We start from the raw sequence: 20,444 nt of genomic DNA, 5'->3' as shown, positions 1-20,444 counted from the left end.
ACACCCTACAGCGTAACCCGCGTGTAGGGTGGGGGTGACCATCTCATTACCGCCCTGACGCATCACAACGTCAGGGCGGTTTATTTCATCATCGCAAACCGCGTACTTCCTAAAACCGCTGCTTAAAACGCGTCGCCCGGCACTCGCACCCAGCCTTCCATCAGCACGCGCGCGCTGCGGCTCATGATGGCCTTCGTGACCGTCCATTCGCCGTTTTCCTGACGCGCCTCGGCGCCTACGCGCAGCGTGCCCGACGGATGCCCGAAGCGCACCGCGCTGCGTTCGCCGCCGCCCGCCGCGAGATTCACGAGCGTGCCGGGAATGGCCGCCGCGGTGCCGATCGCCACGGCCGCGGTGCCCATCATGGCGTGGTGGAGCTTGCCCATCGACATGGCGCGCACCAGCAGGTCCACATCGCCGGCTTCCACGCGCTTGCCGCTCGACGCCGTATAGCCCGCGGGCTTCGCCACGAAGGCGATTTTCGGCGTGTGCTGGCGCGTGGCGATCTCGTCGAGGTGCTTGATGAGCCCCATGCGCAGCGCGCCGTGCGCGCGGATCGTCTCGAATTTTTCGAGCGCCTGCGCGTCGCTGTTGATCGCGTCCTGCAATTCCGTGCCCGCGTAGCCGATGGTCTCGGCGTTCACGAAGATCGTCGGGATGCCCGCGTTGATCATCGTGGCCTTGAGCGTGCCCACACCAGGCACTTCGAGGTCGTCAACGAGATTGCCGGTGGGGAACATCGCGCCGCCCGCGCCCTCTTCCTCGGCGGCCGGGTCGAGGAATTCGAGCTGCACTTCGGCGGCGGGAAAGGTCACGCCATCCAGTTCGAAATCACCCGTCTCCTGCACGTGGCCGTTCGTCATCGGCACGTGCGCGATGATGGTCTTGCCGATGTTGGCCTGCCAGATGCGCACGGTCGCCACGCCGTTGTCGGGCACGCGGCTCGGGTCGACGAGGCCGCCGCTGATCGCGAACGGGCCCACGGCGGCGGAGAGATTGCCGCAGTTGCCGCTCCAGTCGACAAAGGCCTTGTCGATGGCGACCTGGCCGAACAGGTAGTCGACGTCGTGGTCGGGCTTGCTGCTCTTCGCCAGAATCACGGTCTTGCTCGTGCTCGACGTCGCGCCGCCCATGCCGTCGATCTGCTTGCCGTACGGGTCGGGGCTGCCGATCACGCGCATGAGCAGCTTGTCGCGCGCAACGCCCGGCTGCTGCGCCGAAGCGGGCAGATCCTGGAGGCGAAAGAACACGCCTTTGCTGGTGCCGCCGCGGATATAGGTGGCGGGAATCTTGATCTGGGGTACGTGTGCCATGTGTTGTCCTGAAACGAAGGGCGGCGCGCGTGTGAGCGCTGCGCCGCCCGTTTCCCGTTTATGCCGCTGCCTGTGACGATTCGAGGAAGTCCTGCGCGAAACGCTGCAGCACGCCGCCGGCTTCGTAGATCGACACTTCCTCGGCCGTATCGAGTCGGCAGGTGACCGGCACTTCCACGCGCTCGCCGTTCCTGCGCTGAATCACGAGTGTGAGGTCGGCGCGCGGCGTGCGCTCGCCGATCACGTCATACGTTTCCGTGCCGTCGATGCCGAGCGTCGTGCGGTTCGTGCCCGCCTTGAACTCGAGAGGCAGCACGCCCATGCCGATCAGGTTCGTGCGGTGAATGCGCTCGAAGCCTTCCGCTACGATCGCTTCCACGCCCGCGAGACGCACGCCCTTGGCCGCCCAGTCGCGCGACGAACCCTGGCCGTAGTCCGCACCCGCGATGATGATGAGCGGCTGCTTGCGTTCCATGTAGGTTTCGATGGCTTCCCACATGCGCGTGACCTTGCCTTCCGGCTCGACGCGCGCGAGCGAGCCCTTCTTCACGGTGCCGTCCACCACGGCCATCTCGTTGATGAGCGTGGGGTTCGCGAAAGTTGCGCGCTGCGCCGTGAGGTGGTCGCCGCGGTGCGTCGCGTACGAGTTGAAATCCTCTTCGGGCAGGCCCATTTTCGCGAGGTACTCGCCCGCTGCGCTGTCCAGCAGGATGGCGTTGGAGGGCGAGAGGTGGTCGGTCGTGATGTTGTCGCCGAGCACCGCGAGCGGGCGCAGGCCCTTGAGCGTGCGCTCGCCTGCCAGCGCGCCTTCCCAGTACGGCGGGCGGCGGATGTAGGTGCTTTGCGCGCGCCAGTCGTAGAGCGGGTCGGTCGTTTCACCTGTTACCGCGGTGGCCGCGAACATCGGTTCGTACACCTTGCGGAACTGCTCGGGCTTCACGCTCTTCGCGACGATGGCGTCGATCTCTTCGTCGGTCGGCCAGAGGTCCTTGAGGTACACGGGCTTGCCGTCCTTGTCCGTGCCGAGCGAGTCCTGTTCGATGTCGAAGCGGATCGTGCCCGCAATCGCGTACGCGACGACGAGCGGCGGCGAGGCGAGGAACGCCTGCTTCGCATACGGGTGAATGCGGCCGTCGAAGTTGCGGTTGCCCGAGAGCACGGCGGTCGCATACAGGTCGCGGTCGATGATTTCCTGCTGGATCTTCGGATCGAGCGCGCCCGACATGCCGTTACACGTGGTGCATGCAAACGCGACGATGCCGAAGCCGAGCTTTTCCAGATCGGGCAGCAGGTTGGCTTCCTCGAGGTAAAGCTCGACGGCCTTCGATCCCGGCGCCAGCGAACTCTTTACCCACGGCTTGCGCGTAAGGCCGCGCGCGTTCGCGTTGCGCGCGAGCAGCGCCGCGGCGATCACGTTGCGCGGGTTGCTCGTGTTCGTGCAGCTCGTGATGGCGGCGATGATGACCGCACCGTCGGGCATCTGGCCCGGCGTTTCTTCCCACTTGCCTGCAATGCCGCGCTCGGCGAGAGCGGATGTGGGCAGACGCTTGTGCGGATTCGACGGGCCGGCCATGTTGCGCACCACGCTCGAAAGATCGAACGTCAGCGTGCGTTCGTATTGCGCGTTAGCGAGCGTATCGGCCCACAGGCCCGCGGTCTTCGCGTAGGTTTCGACGAGCTTGACCTGCTCTTCGTCGCGGCCCGTGAGACGCAGATACTCGAGCGTCTGGTCGTCGATGAAGAACATCGCGGCCGTGGCGCCATACTCGGGCGCCATGTTGGAGATCGTGGCGCGGTCGCCGAGCGTGAGGCTCGATGCGCCTGCTCCACGGAACTCCAGATAGGCGCCCACGACCTTTTCCTTGCGCAGGAACTCGGTGAGGGCGAGCACGATGTCGGTGGCGGTAATGCCGGGCTGGCGCTTGCCGGTCAGCTCCACGCCGACGATATCGGGCAGGCGCATCCACGAGGCGCGGCCGAGCATGACGTTCTCGGCTTCGAGGCCGCCCACGCCGATGGCGATCACGCCGAGCGCATCGACGTGCGGCGTGTGACTGTCGGTGCCGACGCAGGTGTCGGGGAACGCCACGCCGTCACGCGCCTGGATCACGGGCGACATCTTCTCCAGATTGATCTGGTGCATGATGCCGTTGCCCGGAGGAATCACGTCGACGTTCTTGAACGCCTTCTTCGTCCAGTTGATGAAGTCGAAGCGGTCTTCGTTGCGGCGGTCTTCGATCGCGCGGTTCTTGTTGAACGCGTCCGGATCGAAGCCGCCGCATTCCACGGCGAGCGAGTGGTCGACGATCAGTTGCACCGGTACGACCGGATTCACCTTGGCGGGGTCGCCGCCCTGGTCGGCAATGGCGTCGCGCAGGCCGGCGAGATCGACGAGTGCGGTTTGCCCGAGGATGTCGTGGCAGACCACGCGCGCCGGGAACCACGGAAAGTCGAGGTCGCGCCTGCGCTCGATGAGCTGCGTAAGCGAGGCGGTGAGCGTGGCCGGGTCGCAGCGGCGCACGAGGTTTTCGGCGAGCACGCGCGAGGTGTACGGCAGCGTGGCGTAGGCGCCGGGCTGGATGGCCTCGACGGCTTCGCGCGCGTCGAAGTAATCGAGCCGGGTGCCCGGGAGGGACTTGCGGTAGGCGGTATTCACGGCTTGGGGACCAAATGGATTGTAAGCGGCGATGCGCAGGATCGAAGGCGACGTCGTCACGCTACGACGCATCGCCTCCGGCGATTAGCGCTTGCTGATCGGCGTGAACTTCAGATTCTCCGGCCCCGTGTAATTCGCGCTCGGGCGGATGATCTTGTTGTCGATGCGCTGCTCGATGATGTGCGCGCTCCAGCCGGCCGTGCGCGCGATCACGAAGATCGGCGTGAACATCGCGGTCGGCACGCCCATCATGTGATACGACACGGCGCTGAACCAGTCGAGGTTCGGGAACATCTTCTTGACTTCCCACATCGTCGATTCGAGGCGCTCGGCAATGTCGAACAGCTTCATGTTCGACTGCTCCTTCGAGAGCTTCTTCGCGATTTCCTTGATGACCTTGTTGCGCGGGTCCGAGATCGTGTACACCGGGTGGCCGAAGCCGATCACGACTTCCTTTTTCTCCACGCGCGCGCGGATATCGGCTTCTGCGTCGTCAGCGTTTTCGTAGCGCGACTGGATCTCGAACGCGACTTCATTCGCGCCGCCGTGCTTCGGACCGCGCAGCGCGCCGATCGCGCCCGTGATGGCCGAGTAGATGTCCGAGCCCGTGCCCGCGATCACGCGGCCCGTGAACGTCGAGGCGTTGAACTCGTGCTCGGCGTACAGGTTGAGCGACACGTGCATCGCGTCGACCCACGACTTCGACGGCGCGCGGCCGTGCAGCAGGTGCAGGAAGTGGCCGCCGATCGAGTCGTCGTCGGTTTCGACTTCGATGCGCTTGCCGTTGTGCGAAAAGTGATACCAGTACAGCAGCATCGAGCCGAGCGAAGCCACCAGGCGGTCGGCGATATCGCGCGCGCCCGGCAGGTTGTGGTCGTCTTTCTCGGGCAGCACGGTGCCCAGAATCGAGACGCCGGTGCGCATCACGTCCATCGGATGCGCCGAGGCGGGCACGGCTTCGAGGGCCGTCTTTACGTTGGCGGGCAGGCCGCGCAGCGCCTTGAGCTTCGCCTTGTAGCCGGCCAGTTCGGACGTGTTCGGCAGCTTGCCGTGCACGAGCAGGTACGCGACTTCTTCGAATTCGCACGCGGTGGCGAGGTCGAGAATGTCATAGCCGCGGTAGTGCAGGTCGTTGCCGGTGCGGCCCACAGTGCACAGCGCCGTGTTGCCCGCCGCCACGCCCGACAGCGCAACGGACTTCTTCGGCTTGAAACCGCCAGCGGCTTGCGTGGTGTTTTCTGCTTCGCTCATGGTGTCTTCCTCTCTCCAGGTATCTGTGAACTATATGGTGGGCGGATTTACTTCTTCGCGGTAAAGAGCGCGTCGAGCTTGTCTTCGTATGCGTGATAGCCGAGGTAGCGGTAGAGGTCTTCGCGCGACTGCATCGTCGAGACGGCGGCCTTTTGCGTGCCGTCGCGCTTGACGGTCTCGTAGAAGTTCAGCGCGGCGGCGTTCATCGCACGATACGCGCCGCAGCAGTAGAGCGCGATATCCACGTTCGCGCTCTTCAGTTCTTCGGTCGTGAAGAACGGCGTCGAGCCGAACTCCGTGAGGTTGGCGAGAATCGGCACCTTCACGGCGGCGCGGAAACGGCGGTAGTCGTCGAGCGTCTTCATCGCTTCGGGGAAGATCATGTCCGCGCCCGCTTCCACGTAAGCCACGGCGCGCTCGATCGCGGCGTCGATGCCTTCCACGGCGGCCGCGTCGGTGCGGGCCATGATGACGAAGCCGTCGTCGGTGCGCGCGTCCACGGCGGCCTTCACGCGGTCCACCATCTCGTCGGTTCCCACGACTTCCTTGTTCGGGCGATGGCCGCAGCGCTTCTGACCCACCTGGTCTTCCAGGTGCACGGCGGCCACGCCTGCCTTGATGAACGACTTGATCGTGCGCGCGATATTGAATGCGCCACCCCAGCCGGTGTCGATGTCGACCATCAGCGGAATGTCGACGGCGTCGGTGATGCGGCGGGCGTCGATCAGCACGTCGTCCATGGTGCTGATGCCGAGGTCCGGCACGCCGAGCGAGTTGGCGGCCACGCCGCCGCCCGAAAGATAGACGGCCTTGAAGCCGGTCGCCTGCGCGAGCTTGGCCGCATACGCGGTGATGGCGCCGACGACTTGCAGCGGTTGTTCGGCAGCCACGGCTGCACGGAATTTCGCGCCGGCGCTGGCGGGGGTTTTGTTGTTCATGCGGGATGTCTCCAATTGAATCGCCGCCTGATACTGCAGATAGCGTGCCAGCTTCGCGCCAGGAGGCTAACGCGTTGATTTTGCGCTGGAATCGCTTGTGCCGGTAGCGGGCCCCGATTTCCATGGTGAAATCACAATTTCAAAAATGAAATCGGCGCGCGATAATGCGAAATCTGGCTGACGGTCGGCTATCGGCTGCACCGTCCCCGGCGTCACGACCGTATCGTTGGACATCATGAACCGCTTTCCCGCTCCCGCTTCCTCCGCGATCCGCCCGCGTGTCTGGGCCATGGGTATCAGCCGCCTGCGCGACCTGTTTCGCGACATCGCCCGCGAATACGACGAGCTCGCGGACCTGCGCGTGGTGCCGCGCGGCTTCGAGGAAGCGGTGGCCGAACTCGCCGCCGCGGGGCCGAACCAGCGGCCCGATGTGGTGGTGGCGGCGGGCTCGAACGGCACCTATCTGAAAGCGCGTATCGACCTGCCCGTAGTGCTCGTGCAGCCCACCGGCTTCGACGTGATGCAGGCGCTCGCCCGCGCGCGGCGCGAGGCCGATCTCGTCGCGCTCGTCACCTACGGTGAGACGCCTGTGGAAGTACGGCGCTTTGCCAGCGCCTACGGCATCGACGTGGTGTTCGGCCAGTACCGCACGGTTCAGGACGCCGAGGCCTGCGTGCTCGACCTGCGCGATCGCGGCGTGGGCGCGGTCGTGGGGCCGGGCCTCGTCAACGATCTCGCGGCCCGGCTCGGGCTCGTGCCGTTTTTCGTCTACTCGCGGCCCTCGGTGCGCGCGGCGTTCGACAACGCGCTGGATCTCGTGCAAGCCACCTGGCGCGAAACGCAGCGCCGCCAGCGCCTCGACAGCGTGCTGCAACACCTGCGCGACGGCGTGGTCGCGCTCGACGCGCGCGGCCGCGTGGAGGCGATCAACCAGCGCCTCGCGGCCGTGCTCGGCATCGATCCGGCGGCGGCCGCGGGCCAGTCGCTCGCGGCGCTCGCGCCCGACATCGCCTTCGCGCTGCCCGAAGCCGATGGCGAATCGCTCGAGACCGTGCGCGGCGTGAGCTATGTCGTGCATCGCGGGCCGCTCGTCGACAACGGCGTGACGACGGGCGCCGTGCTCACGTTTCAGGAGTCGCGTGCGGTGGAACGGCTCGACCGCACGCTGCGCTCGCGTCAGCGCACGCAGCAGTTCGTCGCGCGCTACCGGCTGGACGACCTGAGCGGCGCGACGCCCGGCATCGAGCGCGTGCGCCAGCTCGCGCGGCGCTATGCGAAGTCGGACGCCACGGTGCTGATCCGGGGCGAAAGCGGCACCGGCAAGGAGATGATCGCTCAGGGCATTCATCGCGAGAGCCCGCGGCGCGACTTTCCGTTCGTCGCGATGAATTGCGGCGCGTTTCCCGAGGCGCTACTGGAGAGCGAGCTGTTCGGCTACGAGGAGGGCGCGTTCACGGGTGCGCGGCGCGGCGGCAAGGTGGGGCTCATCGAGGCCGCGCACCGTGGCACGCTTTTTCTCGATGAAATCGGCGAGATGCCATTGCCGTTGCAAAGCCGCCTGCTGCGCGTGCTGCAGGAGCGCGAGGTGGTGCGCCTCGGCGCCACCGAGCCCACGCGCGTGGACGTGCGCGTGGTCGCCGCCACGCACCGCGCGCTCACCGAGCAGATCGAAGCGGGCGAGTTTCGCGCGGATCTCTTCTATCGCCTGAACATTCTCAATCTCGCCATTCCGCCGTTGCGCGAGCGCGGCGCCGACATCGCGCTGCTGGCGTCGGAACTGCTGTTCCAGGCCTCGCGCCGCGAGCCGCGCGTGGCCGTGCGCATCCGCACGCCCGAAGACGCGTCGCGCACGCTCGCACGGGTGAGCGGCGCGCTCGCGCGGCACGCATGGCCCGGCAACGTGCGCGAGTTGCAGAACGTGGTCGAGCGGATGGTGGTGGAACTGGCCGATTCGGAAGAGGACGTGCTGGCGCCCGACGTGCTGCGCTCCATCGCGCCGGAGGTGTTCGAGTCGCGCGGCGCTGCGAGTGGCGCCGCGGCGACAGCAGGCGAGGGTGCGCTCACCTTGCGTGAGCGCAGCCTCAATACCGAAGCCGATGAAATCCGCGCCGCGCTCGACGCCTGCAACGGCGATCGCGACCGCGCGTGCGAGATGCTCGGCATCAGCAAGACGACGTTGTGGCGACGCCTTTCCGCCGCGAAGGGCAAGCGCGGCGGCGCAGCAGCCGAGGCCACGGTGGCCGCGGCGCCTCGCAAGGCGCCGCGCGCCAGAAACGCTTAGTTCTTCAGGGCGTTGAGGAGCGGCGCCACGGTCCCGTGCAAGTGCAGGATCTCGGGGCTCGCCTGCAGCAACGCCTGATAGCGCTCGTAGAACTCCGCCGATTCCTCGCCGGAGAAGAGTGCGGCCACGCCTTGCGCCGCACCGATGCGATCGTCGGGGCTCGCATCCTTGGCGTCGAGCGTTTCGTCGACGTTGGCGATCACCGTCGAGAGCGGCATGAGCCAGCGAAAGCCCGAGCCGTTGATGAGCACCTGCAGGAAGGCCGCCGGCGTGACCGGTCCGAACTCGCGTTCGTAGTCCTTGCGCTCGTGGTCGAGAATCGCCTTGTGCAGCGTGAGCAGGGGCTTGCGCACGGTCGTGAGGAATTGAATCGCGCTTTGTTCGTTCATCGTACGGCTCCTTGGGTAGCGCGAACCGTTCGCGCGGATATGCGGACGATGGTAGCGCAATGGCCGGCTGCGCGTGGCTAAGCCGTGGATGGGCGGTGGATGAGCGGTGGATGAGCGGTGGATGAGCGCGGCCAGCGCTACACTCTGCCGGTCCGCGAAACCGCGATGCCCACGCCGACCACCCCGAGAACGCTTCGATGACGATCCTGCCACTGCACCGCCACGACCTGCCACTCGACACCGCCGAGCTGGCGCGTTTCATGGTCGGCAAATATCTCGTGCGCGACCTGGCGCGCGGGCGCATGGTGGGGCGGCTCGTCGAAGTCGAAGCGTATCCCGTGGGCGACTCCACGAGCTACGCCTACATCGGACGCCGGCCCTATAACGCCGCAATGTTCCTCGAGCGCGGTCATGCCCACGTGCGGCTGACCTACGGCAGCGCCTGGATGTTCAACATGTCGAGCGAAGCCGTGGACGTGGGCGCGGGCATCCTGTTTCGCGCGCTGGAGCCGCTCGAAGGCATTGGCGCTATGGAGGCGCTGCGCCCCGGCGTCCCGCTGCGGGATCTCGCGCGCGGGCCGGGGCGGCTCTCGCAGGCGTTCGGCATTGCGGCGGCCTTCGACGGCGTGGACCTGTGCCGCGGGCACGGACTCTGGATCGGCCGCGTGGACGAACCCGAGCGGCCCGTGGGCGTGACGACACGCATCGGGCTCTCGCGCGAGATGGACCGGCCGCTGCGTTTCTACGAACTGGGCAGCCGGTTCGTGAGCGGCCCACGCAAGCTGCTGGACGGCAGCGTCGCCCCGCTGTGACTGGCTCGAGCGCTCCGGCGAAATCCGCGGGAAGCGCCGCGCCGCAAGGCGTTCGGCCGATATCGCATGCGGGCGGCATTGTTGCCGCGATTGAAAGTGTATTTTCCCAAAATTAGGGTTTCCCCTGGGCCACTGTCTCAATACACTGAAATCACTGGTTCGGCGATGCAAGCAGACACCGCCGTCGGCATAAAACAAGTGATGGAGGTAATGAACATGAAATCCCGTACGCTGATTCAAGCCGCATTCGTCGCCGCCCTCGTGGCTGCTCCGGCCCTTTCGTTTGCCCAGGTGCAAGGCAACGGTCCGGTCACACGCGCCGAAGTGAAGTCCGAATTGATCCAGCTCGAGAAGGCCGGCTACAACCCGGCTACCGCCAATGACGCGACGTACCCGAGCGACATCCAGGCCGCCGAAGCCCGCGTGAGCCAGCAGGAAGGATTGGCGCAACAAGCGCCGGCAGCCGAAACGAGCGGCTATGGCCCGTCGACCTCGGGTTCGGCGCAGTCGGGCCAGCCGGCCACGGTGCGCCCGTCGCAGTCGGTGTACTTCGGCAACTAAGCGGGCAACCGGGCGACATCGATCGGCCGAGGCTGGCCGTTCCAGCGCAAACCGGTGCCAGGGCGCTGCGAGCAGGCGCGGACGCACGCGTAAGTTGACCCGGCAGCGCCCCCACCCAGCAAAGCTCTAAACCCATACTGGCGAAGGCGGACACCGTTCCGCCTTAGTCGCACGCCGCCCGCGCAAACCATCGCGCGATTTTTTATGCGTGGAACCTCCGCCGCCGAAAGGTGGCTTCGCCCAACCCCGTCGGGATTGGGCGCTTTTTCACGTCTGGTGGTCTGGAGGGGCAGGAGCGTTACGTCAGGCGCCAGACCCGCCGGTGATGTAATGCTCGAGTTGCTCGATCGTGAACTTCTGCTCGGCGATGATTTCCTTCACCAGGTCGCCGATCGACACCATCCCCACGAGCTTGCCGCCGTCCATGACGGGCAGGTGACGCATGCGCCGCTCGGTCATGAGCGCCATGCAGTCGTAGGTGGTCTGCTCCGGCTGGACGAAGCGCACGTGCGTGCTCATGATGTCGCGCACGGCGGTCGTTTTCGAAGATCGGTCCATCAGCACGATCTTGCGCGCGTAGTCACGCTCCGTGACGATGCCGGCGATCGATGGACCGTCGGTCACGAGCAGCGCGCCGATCTGCTTATCGGCCATCAGGCGGATTGCGTTGTAGACGGAATCGGAGGCTTCGATCGTGTACACCACCTGTTCCGGTTTCGATTTGAGTACCTGTGCAACGCTTGTCATAGGGCGACCCTCTTCGTCCTTCTGGTTGTCCAGTCATTGCGCGGTGCGGCAAGCCGGGTGTATCGCCCGTCAAGCCCTTGGAAAGCCATTTCAGTATAGGCGGCTGGCGTGCCGTGCGTCCTCGGGGTATGCGCGGGGGTCGCACCATTTATGCCGAGGGCATGCGGCGCGGGCCGAGCCTCCCCTACTGGGCTGGGCGGCGAGGTGGAGCAAATGGCGGTAAACTCCGGTTCCGAACCTCAACCCGGCCCCTTGCCGGTTTTGCCAGTTTTTGCTCGAGAATCATGCCTACGCTTCCTGAGTCGTCCTGTGCGGACGGCGACAACGCCAACGAATGCGTCGTGCTCGACGCGACCGCCACGCTGCCGACCCGCTACGGCACGTTCGAGTCCTATGTCTACCGGGTGAAGGACGGCGGTGCCGAGCATCTCGCGCTCGTCATGGGCGACGTGGGCAGCGGCGAGCCTACGCTGACGCGGCTCCACTCCGAGTGCCTGACCGGCGACGTGTTCGGTTCCTACCGTTGCGACTGCGGCGAGCAGCTCGACCTCGCGCTGCGCTACATCGCGGCCGAAGGCCGTGGCGTGCTGCTCTATCTGCGTGGCCACGAAGGCCGGGGCATCGGCCTGTCGAACAAGATCCGCGCGTACCAGCTCCAGCAGCAGGGCCGCGACACCGTCGAGGCGAACCTCGATCTCGGCCTGCCCGACGACGCGCGCGAATACGATTCGGCGGCAGCGATCCTGCGCCTGCTGAAAGTGTCGTCGGTGAAGCTCATGAGCAACAATCCGAAGAAGTTCGACACGCTCAGGCAGCACGGCCTCCCGGTGATCGAACGCGTGGCGCTCGCGATCCCGATGCGCGAGGAAAACGAGCGTTATATCCGCACCAAGCAGGTCAAGTTCGGGCATTACTTCGAAGAGAACGAATAACGGAAAACTCGGCGTTTTCCGGGGAGGTCTTAAGTGTTCCGATAAGCGCCGCAAGCTATTGAATTAAAAAGAAAATACTGGGATTTTTTGCGTCTCGGTTGGTGCGTCGACGTTCGTTTTCATGCGGCTATACTTGCCGTGTCGGCGTAGGTTTTTATGCGTTGTGCAGAAAACTTACGCCGAGTATCCTTCTCTTGAGAAAAACCTACGCCGAGGGAAGAATGCACTTCGATGCACGTGTCGCGGCGAAGCTGCCGAGTGGCGAGCACATGACCTTTGAGCAGTTTCCGGGATTGCGCCTCCAGGCTTCGGCGAGCCGCAAGTCTTGGACATATCGCTACAAGTCGCCAGTCGACGGTCGCATGCGACAGATCAAGCTCGGTGAATGGCCGGCGATGGCGTTTGCTGCGGCGATTGCCGGGTGGGAAACGAACCGCGTCGAGCGTGATTCGGGGTTGGAGCTATCTGCGCTGCGCCGAAAGCGGGAAAAAGCTGCGACCCGCCCATCGCCAACGGACTACACCGTCAAACAGCTGTGCTGCGACTATCTCGAAGGGTACGTGGAGGTAAATCGCAAGCCTAAGGGGGCAGTCGAGGTCGCGCGCATATTCAAGGCAATGCTCGGGCCAATTGCAGATTTGCGCGCCGCCACCCTCACACGCGCCCAGGCCTTCGACTTCGTCGACTCATATAGGTCAACGCCAGTGCTCGCGGGACGCCTGCGCATGGAATTGGGTTGTGCCTGGCACTACGCGCTCGATGCCGGCCGTCTTCCGGAGAACACCGCGAATTGGTGGAGAGAGGTATTAAGAGGGCGCTTGAAGAGCAAGGGACGCAAGATCGAGGGAAAATACTCGGGAACACAGAAGCGGGTGCTCTCTGCAGACGAGCTTGGCATATTGATCCGTTGGTTGCCGAACTTCAGTTTGACCGTTGCCGATGCGTTGACACTTTACCTTTGGACCGGGACGAGAGGCAGTGAAATCGTGGCCATGGAGAGCACGGAGATCTCGGAGGAAGCAGACGGCTTTTGGTGGACTGTCCCGAAACAAAAGACCAAGGGGCTCAACAACGAGAGAGCAACGGATTTGCGTGTACCACTCTTAGGTCGCGCCGAAGTCGTTGTGCGACGACGCCTCGATCAGACTAAGGGAACGTTCTTGTTTCCTTCGGCGCGAGGAACGCCAATGGACCAGACCGTGGTCCAGCACGGGGTTTACTATCACCAGCCGTATTGCAAAATCGCTTCGAAGCACGACCGGCCGCGATTGCCCGTCACGCATTGGTCAGCCCACGACCTTCGACGAACAACCCGGACGTTGCTTGCAACGCTGGGATGTTCCAATGAAATTGCCGAGGCGGTGCTGGGACATGTACAGCCTGGAATAGTCGGCATTTACAACCGCCATACCTATGACACGGAGCGGCGCGAATGGCTCACACAGCTGTCGCATCGCTTAGAGTCGATCGCAGCGACGTATCCAATAACGAAGTAGACCCGCATGCCGATCGTTGTGGTCAGCGTTCGACGGTTGGGAAGGTCGGCTACGGTTGCTCGATCACTCCTCGAACTTGCGCGCAGACGTTCGACGAGTTGACTTGGAACCGTTCGGGATTAGGGAGGACGTTCGCGAATGACGCTCGTTTCCGTAGCAGGCCCCACGAAAGGTTACCGATTGGCGAAGCTTGCGATAGTTCGACGACCGGGCCTGCGAGATTTTATTCATCCACCGACTTGCCGTGCGAATAGGATCATACGTACATGAAACAAAAAAGATCCACGCCAAGGAGCAGGTCCGCAGGGAGTTTCGGCTCAGTATCTTGTATCGGTGGACTTTAGCAGAACTACCAGGAAATCCATCGTATGACTGATGAACTGCCGGGCGAAATATTATTCCCACACTCGCGTTTGCCACGACCTGATATGACCAATTAAATTCGGATTTGCGTGGTTGGCGGCAAGCAGGCAGCGCTTTCCATTCCTTCTCGATTCTCGGGTTGTTAGCGTTGACGGCGTCTCTGCACGAACAAAAAATTAACGGCAAGAGACGAAAGGTGAAATCGTGATGAAGATCTATTTCTCTCTGAAAGAAGTGGCAGAGGCACTCTCGCTATCGGAGACGACGGTTCAGAAGCTTGTCCGAGAAAAGACCTTCCCTGAGCCGCGACTACTGTCGGGTCGGAGGGTTGGATGGCTCACGCATGAGGTTCAGAAGTGGGCTGACTCTCGTCCGGTTGCAGACCTGCCGCCACCGGAAAATACGGCCGCGAAGAAGCGGCAAGCCAGCGAAGACAAACGCGAGCGCCCTGAGATCTAACTTCGCCGTTTCACGACTGATATGGGGTGCGTGGCTCGGCAAGCTATAACCATGCTGTAGCCACGGGTAAATCGCTGCAGTGCCCGTTCTGGGCGGTCCGAATCGAGGGCTTCGGCGGACCTGTCCGCATTTCTGTGCGGCTAGTCGGTTTCTCCATACCAGGCTGCTATCACCGGGTTGAATCTCATTATCGCGTACTAGCGGTTCCTGCCGCGGGTGGGGCGCACCCGCACGTACGGCCACGGCGACGTTCGAACGGACGACATCGGTCCTGTATCGCTCACGACATGGCCGTCTGCGATCAGCTCATATCCCGATGACCAAAACAGGGCCATGGAATACTTCGCTGTTTCTGCTGATTCCGACGTCAGACTTTCCAGCAGCCAGTCGGCGTCAGGAGGAGGTAGGGCCGCCCCTATCAGAGGGCTTGACGGGCTTGTTTATGGCACACCACATTGGGCCTTCGACGTGAGAAGCACCCGGGCTGCGATCTGCTTCTGATCCCGCCGTGGGATAGCGCTCCCAACCATGGACGAATCGGGCTCATTGACCTGCGTTGGTCGAGAGCTGGAATCATCTCTCACCGTTCATATGTGTGGGAGCATTCTACCCTTGCGTCCGCAAAAGTCCTACATCTTCGCGAGTCGTCCAAGCCCGGTGGCGCCAGAAGCCTTGAGCGATCGGGGGATCGAGATTCTCGTTTCGGAGGAGGACGACCCCACGAGAGCGCTCACGGATTTCCTTCAAGATTTGGTGGCCTGACTTTGAATGACACTGCGTGAGCGGAGGGCCGGACACGGTCATCTGTGTTCAGAGCGTTGATGCGCGTGGCGGCGCGTGCATTCTAATGGTCCGGATTTAATAGGGTATCCATATTGGTTTGATAGGATGGCTTACCTTAATGACCCGACGAAGGCAAAGCGTATGGCGGTGCACGTCGAGAATCATCCGTTTGACTACGCCAGCTTCGAAGGCACCATACCCGCGAAGCAGTACGGTGCGGGCACCGTCATCGTCTGGGACAGGGGTGCGTGGGAGCCTGTCGGCGATCCCGGGGAAGGCATGAAGTCGGCGAAGCTCGTTCTTTGCCTGCAGGGAGAAAAGCTGAAAAGCTTACCGGCCTGCGGGAGCTGGTACGGATCTGGAAACCCGGCGACCGTCAAGACCAGTGGACGCAGTTCAAGAAGCGCGACGAATGGGCCAGGCTGCTTTCCGGGTACGACGTCGTCAAGGCGCTTCCCGACAGCGTGGTCACGCACCCGTTAGGTCTGGTCGAAGAGCGCGAGCCGAAAGTCGTACCAGTCGACCACGCCGAAGAGCCGCCGCCGATCTGCCCTCGGCGACGCGCGCGTCGCTACCCGCGAAGCTCGAGCCACAGAAGGCAACGCTCGTGCCTTCGCTCCCGGCCGGTGGTGACTGGGTCACGGAGACGAAGTTTGAGTAGGCACCTCGCCGGGCGTTGCCGTTCAAAGGCTTATCCTGCAAGGCTGTCTCAGGCGGCCGTTGCTTTTGAAATCCCTACGCTGTTGCCTTTCAACGACGTGCTCGTACTGCATGCGGAACGTCGAGCCAATGCCTCGTGCCGACGGCCATTCGCCTGGACACGCCGGTGACGGATGCTGGGTGCGGATTCACCGCTGGATCCAATATGAAGGTCGAAGGCCTCCAACGAGGTGTCCGAGGGTTTATGCGGGTGGTCGAGCCGCCGCTTTGATAGTTGCACTCACAACCGTACGACGATCTTTCCATTCGCGCTGTCGGTCTCCATCAGCCGATGGGCCTCGCGGATTTCACCATGCCGCCGGGCCATGGTCAGCGAACCGATTACCGTACTGTTGCCCAACAATTCCAACACTGCGTCAACGCCGTCAGGATGCAAATCGCGCGCACGCTGTGGAAGATCAGGGGCCTCGAGCAACACCTCCTTGGCGCCGAGCGCTTCGAGCGACGGCGCGCGTTCCGGGTTACGCGTGGTGGCGATAACCCGAACGCCGGCATGAGCGGCGATATCCACCGCCGCCCGACCCAATGCGGACGTGGCGCCACGAACAACCAAGGTCTGTCCGGACTCAAGATCAAGATTGCCAAAGAGGGCTGCCCATGCCGTCGCATACGACTCCGGAATCGCCGCGAGTTGCTCCCAGGTCAGATCGGTATTCACGGCAACGACATTGCTTGCCGGGACACTGGTCAACTCGGCATAGCTTCCATTTATCTTTCGGCCCATGCCCCCCATGAATGCGACGACCTTTTGACCCGGCACGAACCGGCCATCCGGATCGGCACGCACAGTCCCGACACATTCGATTCCGCTTATCTCAGTCGCCTCGGGCCACTTTCCTTCGCGCATATGCATCTCGGCGCGATTCACGCCAAAAGCCTTCACCTCGATGAGAACATGGCCGAGCCGCGGGGACGGATCAGGACGCTCCTCGATGCTCAGTACCTCGGGTCCCCCGTACTGTTTGATAACGATGGCACGCATGAAAATCTCCATATCAGTGAGTGTCGTCTAATATTAGAGATCGGAGATTCTGTTAAAAATAATGAAGTTTTGATCAAGTTAATAGGACTCGTCGATGATCGAGGGCCTGACGTTGTATCAGCTGCAGTGCTTCGACGCAGTGGTATCGGAAGGCGGTTTCCAGCCCGCGGCCGAAAAGCTCTTGCGCACGCAGCCGACGGTGTTTGCCGCGGTGAAGAACCTCGAAGGACAGCTTGGCTTGACCTTGCTCGATCGGAGCGGCTATCGCGTGGCACTGACCGACGCGGGTCGCTCGTTTCATGACCACGTGCGCGTATTCCTTCAAGAGCTTCGCGGACTGAAGAACCATGCCGAGCAACTGGCCATGGGCGAGGAGCGCGAACTTCGCGTCGTGATCGGCGATCTCTCACCCGTGCGTGAGGTACTCGCACTGCTTCGTTCTTTCTTCGACGGTCATCCTGCGACGCAACTGCATTTGCATGTGGAGGCCATTGCAGGTCCGTGGGAACGCTTGTTTGACGGCGAAGCCGATCTGATCATTCATCACATCGACAAGGCGGATCCGCGGCTCGAGTACATCGATCTGTGTCCCGTCAGACTCATCCCTGTCGTCGCGCCGGGTTTTCTTCGCATGCCCATTTCGGAGGAGATCACGCCGGAGCAAATGCGCGGATACGTTCAGTGCGTCATTCGCGACACGGCACGCCATATCGTGCGGCCGAATTACTACATCATTGAGGGCGCCCAAACGTGGTCGGTCGGCGATCAGTTGATGAAGAAGGAAATCATTTTGCAGGGCGCGGCCTGGGGTCATCTGCACGATTTTCTGATTGAGAGCGATCTACGCGATGGACGTCTTCTCTCAATCGGCGGGCGACATCTGCAAGGCGGACGCGTCGAGATAACCGCGGCGCGCCGACGCGATTTGCCCCACGGGCCAATCGCCAATTTGCTTTGGCAGCACATCAGAGACCGCGCCCCGAACTTTACAATCTCAACCGCGGACTGATTCCAAAATGGCGGTCTATTGCCGTGTACGAACTTGACAGCACGGCATACAACCTCGGTGTTCGCGCTTGAGCTAATTCGGTTGAACGGCCGTTGCTCGAATGTTACCTACAGCATCAACGTCCACTGTCTCTTTCTGGTCCGAGCAGATCCCGACGGCGCCGCGCGCTGAACACTTGGCAGATGCGCGTCATGCAAAAGGCATAGTCCGACCCACAAGGGACCTTCGGGTTTGCCCAAAGCGGCCATTCACGAGCGCTGCAGCTCGGTTCAGCGGATTGGGAGCCGCTAGTAATCGGCCCCGTAAGGCAGCAACACAAATGGCTTTCCGGTAGCCCTTGCGATGTCGGCGCAGAGTGCGCTCAGATCGTCAGGCCCTGTCGCACAGCAGATCGTCAGCGTCTTGGTGCTCTCCACCTCCTCGTTACATCGGCACCGCAATCGTAACCAAGAACCACCTGGACCTTTTGCCGGCTGCACTCGTTCAACTTCAAATTGAACGATGTCCGTCATCGGCACACAATAAAGCTCCGGACCGAAGAAAATCAAAGCGGAATGGTCAGCCGAAAGGCCGATCCGTCCATATTTGCTTTTTTCTTTCGAGTCAAGCAATCGAATGAATTCCAGTTCACTTTGCAACGCTGGTCGATGCTGGACATGGTTCGTAGCGGATGGATCACTAGGTATGCGGGCCACCGGAACAAAGCTTTCGATCAGTTCTTTCTCTTTCGTGCTGCATACCGGGCGGTATCCGGTCTTGACGCCTATCGAGCACGCCACTTTGAGTCTGGGTTCTCGAGAATGACTTGGATTAGCCCCGAAAAATCGTTGCATCTCGGGTGGCCAAACGTGCAGTTCCACAGATGCGGGGCCGAACCTCCACTCATGGCCAAGGCTGTTTGAAGTTTGCGTTGGCTTGCCCTCCCCGAGGAGCGGCATCAGTTGCGCTCTGGTGAGATGAAGATTGTCGCGAGCGTCCTCGGTAAAATAAGACGCACCTGAATACTCGATAGCCGGCATCCTCGGAGAGAATTGAGGAAGAATCGCAGTCGAAAGCGGCCAAAGTAGACCGCGCACGAACGGGCGCGGCGTGTCGATCTCGATTATCTCCCAGTTATATGCAGGGTGTAACCGTATGCCGAATCTTTCCTGCAGCGAGGCACGTGACGATTGCCAGGGAAGGCCTATGGCGTTCAGATACTCCTGCAATGGAGTGATGGGCGTAGAAGAAGAGTCGACCTGAAGGTTCATCTCGATTGCGTAGTAATGCCCGAGTAGCGATGTTTAATTGTTGACGATTTTGTTTCGTTCGTCGAGTGACCAGTTGTGGCCGCACTGCGTCCCACGATCGGGCACGCCGCTCGCCCCCGGCCCACGACTCATGCAACAGGCATAACCGACCCAGAAGAGACGGTCGTCCTTCTTCAAAGCGGTCACTCGCGTTCGCCTGCGAATGCCAGGCCGTTTTCCTTTGTGCATCGTGCATGCAAAACGCAACACACGGGGTTCATGCGGAAACCCACAATAAGCGACCATTCGACTCGATGCGGTAACTACCCCCGTGCGCGGCTACACGAACATGGTTGGTCAGAACTGTGGAACAAAACCCAGCATCTTGTCAGCCTTGGGTTGCATAAATACCTTGAACGCCTGGGCGCTCTTCGGAGCGGCCCGCCCAACCACGCTTACCATTCCGACATTGGCGTCGCGTCGGAATACGGCAATGATGCCGACCGGTTTGCCGGCAACAGTGACTTGAAACGCCGTTACGTCTTGCTGCCACCCCTCCAACCCGCTTAGGGGTGAGACTTGTGCCCCCGAACCCGAAGAGTTTTTCGCGCCAATCTGCGTGCCGCGTGCGACTTCGGCGAGAACCCGCTTGGCTGCGTCTGGGCCGGTTGTCACATACAGGACCGAATTCAACACCAATCCGCCATTGTGCCCGTCAATGTTGATGTATTCGTAGTCGAGAATGTAGGTCTTATCCTTGGTCGGCCAGACATCGTGGAAGTCCGAGCGCAGTACCTTCCCCTGCTGAAGTGCAGACAACGCCGACGCATCGTGCACACGGACATACTCAAATGCGTCTTCCTGGTTGGGTAGCACGGCCACTGAGGCATTCTTCGCGACTAGCTGTGCAGCCTCGCTTGTCGAATTGGCAATTACGGTCAAAGTTACGAACGTGGAAATCACCAGGCTTATTAATTTTCCAAAACGAATCATCGCTTTTCCTTACTAGGACTCGGTCATTTGTAAAGTAACTCGTGAAATTGTCGACGATTTGATCGATGTAGTCGAACGTCTCAAACTGGCCGAACCCAGGCTCATGAGCCCCAGCATTCCTCGCAAGCGCCTCTATGCAAATCCCGATCCGAGGCGAGCCCTCATGCGCACGTCATTACCTTCGCAGAGTAACCGGAGTGTGCATCAAGCGAACTACAACTATACAAATAAGGACGCCACCAGCGATGATGGCAGCCAATGCGAACCACCCTCTCTTCGATGTTGGCAGGTCTACTCCAGGCCCTGCCGCCGCTGTGGCGAGTAACAAGACAATGCTCAAGAGACCGAATATTCCGCGACCTAGGCACGAGAACAGAGTGGTCGCACGATTGACCAGCCCCCCTTCGCGATAGGGACTCGGCGGTCGGCGTCGAAATTCAGGCCTTTTGTTAAACAGCATTTTCGAGAGTGTTTTATTGACTGTCCGCGGGATGGGCCGCCTTTGTTAGCGGCAGTAAAAACTAGGCCGC

At 62.2% G+C, this 20,444-nt stretch carries 18 protein-coding genes; 8 read left to right on the top strand and 10 right to left on the bottom strand.

Annotated elements, in window-relative coordinates; all coding sequences use genetic code 11:
• Nucleotides 1-122 precede the first annotated feature (122 nt).
• The 5 genes from prpF to ACOJB8_RS33500 all read right to left on the bottom strand — a co-directional run bounded on the left by prpF (nt 123) and on the right by ACOJB8_RS33500 (nt 6,395).
• Nucleotides 123-1,313, bottom strand: coding sequence for a 2-methylaconitate cis-trans isomerase PrpF (gene prpF / locus ACOJB8_RS33520; RefSeq protein ID WP_475016362.1), 1,191 nt, complete (start codon nt 1,311-1,313; stop codon nt 123-125).
• Between the two features lie 58 nt (nt 1,314-1,371).
• Nucleotides 1,372-3,969 (bottom strand): Fe/S-dependent 2-methylisocitrate dehydratase AcnD, encoded by a 2,598-nt coding sequence (acnD, locus tag ACOJB8_RS33515; protein ID WP_475016364.1) that lies wholly within the window; start codon nt 3,967-3,969, stop codon nt 1,372-1,374.
• Between the two features lie 84 nt (nt 3,970-4,053).
• Nucleotides 4,054-5,220: a bifunctional 2-methylcitrate synthase/citrate synthase gene (prpC, locus tag ACOJB8_RS33510; protein WP_475016360.1), complete on the bottom strand. Its 1,167-nt coding sequence runs from the start codon at nt 5,218-5,220 to the stop codon at nt 4,054-4,056.
• A gap of 47 nt (nt 5,221-5,267) precedes the next feature.
• Nucleotides 5,268-6,158 (bottom strand): methylisocitrate lyase, encoded by an 891-nt coding sequence (prpB, locus tag ACOJB8_RS33505; protein ID WP_475016359.1) that lies wholly within the window; start codon nt 6,156-6,158, stop codon nt 5,268-5,270.
• Between the two features lie 66 nt (nt 6,159-6,224).
• Nucleotides 6,225-6,395, bottom strand: a complete 171-nt coding sequence (locus tag ACOJB8_RS33500; RefSeq protein WP_342946600.1) for a hypothetical protein — start codon at nt 6,393-6,395, stop codon at nt 6,225-6,227.
• Between ACOJB8_RS33500 and prpR the strand changes: the two genes are divergently transcribed.
• Nucleotides 6,394-8,439 carry a propionate catabolism operon regulatory protein PrpR gene (gene prpR / locus ACOJB8_RS33495; RefSeq protein WP_368729966.1) on the top strand — a complete coding sequence of 682 codons (2,046 nt, stop codon included), beginning with the start codon at nt 6,394-6,396 and terminating at the stop codon, nt 8,437-8,439. The two genes, ACOJB8_RS33500 and prpR, sit on opposite strands and share 2 nt — an antisense overlap.
• Here prpR and ACOJB8_RS33490 read toward each other — a convergent pair.
• Entirely contained in the window at nt 8,436-8,828 is a 393-nt protein-coding gene (locus tag ACOJB8_RS33490) for a thioredoxin domain-containing protein (RefSeq protein ID WP_069266209.1), read from the bottom strand. The genes prpR and ACOJB8_RS33490 overlap by 4 nt on opposite strands.
• A 197-nt stretch (nt 8,829-9,025) precedes the next feature.
• On the opposite strand from ACOJB8_RS33490, the gene ACOJB8_RS33485 reads away from it, so the two are divergent.
• Entirely contained in the window at nt 9,026-9,640 is a 615-nt protein-coding gene (locus tag ACOJB8_RS33485) for a DNA-3-methyladenine glycosylase (RefSeq protein WP_368685353.1), read from the top strand.
• A 216-nt stretch (nt 9,641-9,856) separates the two neighbouring features.
• Nucleotides 9,857-10,201: a DUF4148 domain-containing protein gene (locus ACOJB8_RS33480; RefSeq protein ID WP_368602848.1), complete on the top strand. Its 345-nt coding sequence runs from the start codon at nt 9,857-9,859 to the stop codon at nt 10,199-10,201.
• Nucleotides 10,202-10,504: 303 nt separating this feature from the next.
• Here the strand turns inward: ACOJB8_RS33480 and ACOJB8_RS33475 are convergent, their stop codons facing one another.
• Nucleotides 10,505-10,948: a CBS domain-containing protein gene (locus ACOJB8_RS33475; RefSeq protein WP_342922544.1), complete on the bottom strand. Its 444-nt coding sequence runs from the start codon at nt 10,946-10,948 to the stop codon at nt 10,505-10,507.
• Nucleotides 10,949-11,232: 284 nt separating this feature from the next.
• Here ACOJB8_RS33475 and ribA point away from each other — a divergent pair, with 284 nt between their 5' ends.
• The 4 genes from ribA to ACOJB8_RS33455 all read left to right on the top strand — a co-directional run bounded on the left by ribA (nt 11,233) and on the right by ACOJB8_RS33455 (nt 15,464).
• A complete protein-coding gene (ribA, locus tag ACOJB8_RS33470) occupies nt 11,233-11,880 on the top strand; it encodes a GTP cyclohydrolase II (RefSeq protein ID WP_035513597.1) in 648 nt (215 codons plus the stop codon).
• A 221-nt stretch (nt 11,881-12,101) separates the two neighbouring features.
• Entirely contained in the window at nt 12,102-13,376 is a 1,275-nt protein-coding gene (locus ACOJB8_RS33465; RefSeq protein WP_342946597.1) for a tyrosine-type recombinase/integrase, read from the top strand.
• A 570-nt stretch (nt 13,377-13,946) separates the two neighbouring features.
• The gene (locus ACOJB8_RS33460) at nt 13,947-14,198 is read left to right on the top strand and encodes a helix-turn-helix transcriptional regulator (protein WP_342946656.1); all 252 of its coding nucleotides are present in this window, start codon (nt 13,947-13,949) and stop codon (nt 14,196-14,198) included.
• A gap of 888 nt (nt 14,199-15,086) precedes the next feature.
• Nucleotides 15,087-15,464, top strand: a complete 378-nt coding sequence (locus tag ACOJB8_RS33455) for a DNA polymerase ligase N-terminal domain-containing protein (protein WP_342946594.1) — start codon at nt 15,087-15,089, stop codon at nt 15,462-15,464.
• A 457-nt stretch (nt 15,465-15,921) separates the two neighbouring features.
• Here the strand turns inward: ACOJB8_RS33455 and ACOJB8_RS33450 are convergent, their stop codons facing one another.
• A complete protein-coding gene (locus ACOJB8_RS33450) occupies nt 15,922-16,683 on the bottom strand; it encodes a zinc-binding dehydrogenase (RefSeq protein WP_475016354.1) in 762 nt (253 codons plus the stop codon).
• Between the two features lie 94 nt (nt 16,684-16,777).
• On the opposite strand from ACOJB8_RS33450, the gene ACOJB8_RS33445 reads away from it, so the two are divergent.
• Nucleotides 16,778-17,692, top strand: coding sequence for a LysR family transcriptional regulator (locus ACOJB8_RS33445; RefSeq protein ID WP_342946592.1), 915 nt, complete (start codon nt 16,778-16,780; stop codon nt 17,690-17,692).
• A 287-nt stretch (nt 17,693-17,979) separates the two neighbouring features.
• On the opposite strand, the gene ACOJB8_RS33440 is transcribed toward ACOJB8_RS33445, so the two are convergent.
• Entirely contained in the window at nt 17,980-18,942 is a 963-nt protein-coding gene (locus tag ACOJB8_RS33440) for a hypothetical protein (RefSeq protein ID WP_342946591.1), read from the bottom strand.
• Between the two features lie 336 nt (nt 18,943-19,278).
• On the bottom strand, nt 19,279-19,914 hold the full coding sequence (locus ACOJB8_RS33435) for a hypothetical protein (protein ID WP_342946590.1): 636 nt from the start codon (nt 19,912-19,914) through the stop codon (nt 19,279-19,281).
• Nucleotides 19,915-20,444 lie beyond the last annotated feature (530 nt).

It is taken from the genome of Paraburkholderia sp. BR10141 (assembly GCF_056155635.1).
The sequence above is the reverse complement of the archived record's forward strand: the minus strand, read 5'-3'. Positions and strand labels throughout refer to the sequence as shown.

What these genes read in the sequence shown, in the direction of transcription:
- prpF (WP_475016362.1), bottom strand. Translation starts at nt 1,313, where the DNA reads ATGGCACACGTACCCCAGATCAAGATTCCCGCCACCTATATCCGCGGC.
- prpC (WP_475016360.1), bottom strand. Translation starts at nt 5,220, where the DNA reads ATGAGCGAAGCAGAAAACACCACGCAAGCCGCTGGCGGTTTCAAGCCG.
- prpB (WP_475016359.1), bottom strand. Translation starts at nt 6,158, where the DNA reads ATGAACAACAAAACCCCCGCCAGCGCCGGCGCGAAATTCCGTGCAGCC.
- prpR (WP_368729966.1), top strand. Translation starts at nt 6,394, where the DNA reads ATGAACCGCTTTCCCGCTCCCGCTTCCTCCGCGATCCGCCCGCGTGTC.
- ACOJB8_RS33500 (WP_342946600.1), bottom strand. Translation starts at nt 6,395, where the DNA reads ATGATGTCCAACGATACGGTCGTGACGCCGGGGACGGTGCAGCCGATA.
- ACOJB8_RS33490 (WP_069266209.1), bottom strand. Translation starts at nt 8,828, where the DNA reads ATGAACGAACAAAGCGCGATTCAATTCCTCACGACCGTGCGCAAGCCC.
- ACOJB8_RS33485 (WP_368685353.1), top strand. Translation starts at nt 9,026, where the DNA reads ATGACGATCCTGCCACTGCACCGCCACGACCTGCCACTCGACACCGCC.
- ACOJB8_RS33480 (WP_368602848.1), top strand. Translation starts at nt 9,857, where the DNA reads ATGAAATCCCGTACGCTGATTCAAGCCGCATTCGTCGCCGCCCTCGTG.
- ACOJB8_RS33475 (WP_342922544.1), bottom strand. Translation starts at nt 10,948, where the DNA reads ATGACAAGCGTTGCACAGGTACTCAAATCGAAACCGGAACAGGTGGTG.
- ribA (WP_035513597.1), top strand. Translation starts at nt 11,233, where the DNA reads ATGCCTACGCTTCCTGAGTCGTCCTGTGCGGACGGCGACAACGCCAAC.
- ACOJB8_RS33465 (WP_342946597.1), top strand. Translation starts at nt 12,102, where the DNA reads ATGCACTTCGATGCACGTGTCGCGGCGAAGCTGCCGAGTGGCGAGCAC.
- ACOJB8_RS33460 (WP_342946656.1), top strand. Translation starts at nt 13,947, where the DNA reads ATGAAGATCTATTTCTCTCTGAAAGAAGTGGCAGAGGCACTCTCGCTA.
- ACOJB8_RS33455 (WP_342946594.1), top strand. Translation starts at nt 15,087, where the DNA reads ATGGCTTACCTTAATGACCCGACGAAGGCAAAGCGTATGGCGGTGCAC.
- ACOJB8_RS33450 (WP_475016354.1), bottom strand. Translation starts at nt 16,683, where the DNA reads ATGCGTGCCATCGTTATCAAACAGTACGGGGGACCCGAGGTACTGAGC.
- ACOJB8_RS33445 (WP_342946592.1), top strand. Translation starts at nt 16,778, where the DNA reads ATGATCGAGGGCCTGACGTTGTATCAGCTGCAGTGCTTCGACGCAGTG.
- ACOJB8_RS33440 (WP_342946591.1), bottom strand. Translation starts at nt 18,942, where the DNA reads ATGAACCTTCAGGTCGACTCTTCTTCTACGCCCATCACTCCATTGCAG.
- ACOJB8_RS33435 (WP_342946590.1), bottom strand. Translation starts at nt 19,914, where the DNA reads ATGATTCGTTTTGGAAAATTAATAAGCCTGGTGATTTCCACGTTCGTA.